This is a genomic window from bacterium (assembly GCA_040753555.1).
Classification (GTDB): Bacteria; UBA9089; UBA9088; order UBA9088; family UBA9088; genus JBFLYE01.
This window is the reverse complement of record JBFMDZ010000278.1, coordinates 1-2,330: the sequence shown is the minus strand read 5'-3', so window position 1 is coordinate 2,330 and position 2,330 is coordinate 1. Positions and strand designations below refer to the sequence as shown.

Genomic DNA, 2,330 nt, shown 5'->3' with positions numbered 1-2,330 from the left:
TTATCCTCACCTTTGTTTTTTTTCCATTTGCTAAAAACTTAATGAGATTTTGGGCATAATCCTTAACCACACTATTCTCCATTCTCTTAATGATAAAAAGATTTTGCATTTTTGTCAAGTAAGCGATTAGAAGAAAAATTTTTCTAAAGAAAATAAAAGAAAATGCCGATATATTATAGAAGAGGAAGAATATCGCTGTTTCTTGACAAAAATAGCAGATTTATTCTACACTAAAGGTATATGAAGATATTTTTGGCTGAAGAGAAAAACAGCATTGATGTAACTATGGCCATTTTAAAAAAGAGGGGTGATGAGGTAGAATTTGTAACAGACGGTGTATCCTGCCTTGAAAAGATATCAGTTGTCCATCCAAATCTCCTTATTCTAAATGCATTCCTTCCTGAGCTGGATGGTCATCAGCTTTGCTATCTTTTAAGGGGCGATGAAAAATATTCAAATATACCAATAATCCTTATGGAGCCTGCTGACAAAAAGGTATTTATTGATGCAAGCCTAAATATAGAAGGAAGGATAAAAAAACCCCTGAAGGAAGAAGAGCTTTTTCTTTTAATTGATGAACTTGCAAAGAAAAAGATAGGCATAAGCGAAAAAGCACAAATTGAGGTAGAGAAGCTTGAAAAAAAGCTTCAGGAAAAAGAAAAAGAAATACAGGAGATTAAATCTTCTATGGAGAGGTTTAAAATTTCAAAAGATGCTTTAGTCCAGGTAAATGCCCTTTTGAATAAACAGATACAAGAGATTACCTTTAGTCAAAAAATAGAACAGGCACTATCATTTTCATTTATGGATACTGCTCAAACGAATGATACATTTTTTGATATAATGAAGGAGGCAATTCCCATTGAGGGTAATTTTTGTATTGTCTGGGATGGTAAAGAGGGAAATCTTTATACCAAAGCGAATATTCTTCTTTCTGAAGGGTTTTATGATGATCTTTATAAGGCTGTATTAGATGTTTTTCCTTCCCTTGAAAGGGAAAATGTAAAGGTATCAAAAGGGGGTATGTTTACAAGCGCAGAAAAGGCAAAATCATACTTCTTTCTTGTCTCTATTTTACCCTTAAATGAAAAAACAATAATATTGGGTGTATCAAGTGAAAAGCCTTTTGATGCAAAGGAAAAGGAGCTTTTTGAAAAGATAGCAAAGCATGCAAAGCTCGGTTTTTCCCATGCTATATTCTTTGAAGAGCTTGAGAGGACATTTTTTAACACAATGACCTCTCTCATTGAAACAATGGAGGGAAAGCAAAAATACCAAGCAGGTCATTCAGGAAGGGTTGCTATTTATGCTAAGTCTGTATGTGAAACACTTGGCCTTTCAAAGGACGATACAGACCTTATCTGTGATGCCGCCCTACTCCATGATATAGGAAAGATGACAGTTCCAGATGAGATTTTAAATAAACAGGGGAAGCTATCAAAGGAGGAATTTGCTATGATTCAGCTCCATCCTACGGTAGGAGAGGATATCCTTCGCTCATTCAAGACATTCCAGAATATGCTTCCCATTATTTGCTATCACCATGAAAAATTCGGAGGCGGTGGCTATGGAAAGCTAAAGGGCGAGCAGATTCCATTGGGTGCAAGAATTTTGGCTGTCTGTGATGCCTTTGACGCTATGCTTTCTGACAGGCCATATAGAAAGGCAATGTCTCCAGATGCAGCCCTTGCAGAGCTAAAAGAGGGTGTTGGAAGCCAATTTGATCCTACTATAGTTAAGGCATTCCTCAAAGGCTGGCTTGAAAACAAAATAAAGGTTGCAGCGTATGTGTAAAATAATATACCAATGACCCTTGAGCCATTAATTTTCCATTTTCCGCTCTTATTTACAATAGGAATTGAATTTCCAAAAAAAATCTAAAGTTTAACCCTCTTAAAAACCGATATATATAATAGATAGAATGATAGAAGATATTTTAAGAAGACAAAATCAAGTTTTTCTCCAAAACAATTGGCTCTTTAGTCCTTCTTAAGATAAGTCCTTGATAAGATGAATATTGCAGAGATTATTGACCGTATCTGCCCGGCTGATAAACAACAGATAGTAAGCTATAGGAAAGGCAATAGAGGTTCTTGTTTGTAATCGTCTCCTTTCGTCTTAAACCACTTTACCTTAGTAGAAGAATGGGCTGAATATGCTCCTATTAAAGAGGTTTATGGTATAGACTAATTTTTACTTAATGACCTGCATTCAACAGCAAAATTCATAACATATTGATATTATTACACTTAATTTTTGAGATTGTCACTACATATTGATTGATTTCTCTATTTCACTTCCCTAATTATCCTGGGTGGAGATTTTACCTT

The 2,330-nt window shown here is 35.0% G+C and carries 1 protein-coding gene; it reads left to right on the top strand.

Annotation, left to right across the window (positions count from 1 at the left end; all coding sequences use genetic code 11):
- Nucleotides 1-240: 240 nt before the first annotated feature.
- The gene (locus tag AB1630_12440) at nucleotides 241-1,794 is read left to right on the top strand and encodes an HD domain-containing phosphohydrolase (GenBank protein MEW6104600.1); all 1,554 of its coding nucleotides are present in this window, start codon (nucleotides 241-243) and stop codon (nucleotides 1,792-1,794) included.
- The last annotated feature ends 536 nt before the right edge of the window (nucleotides 1,795-2,330 follow it).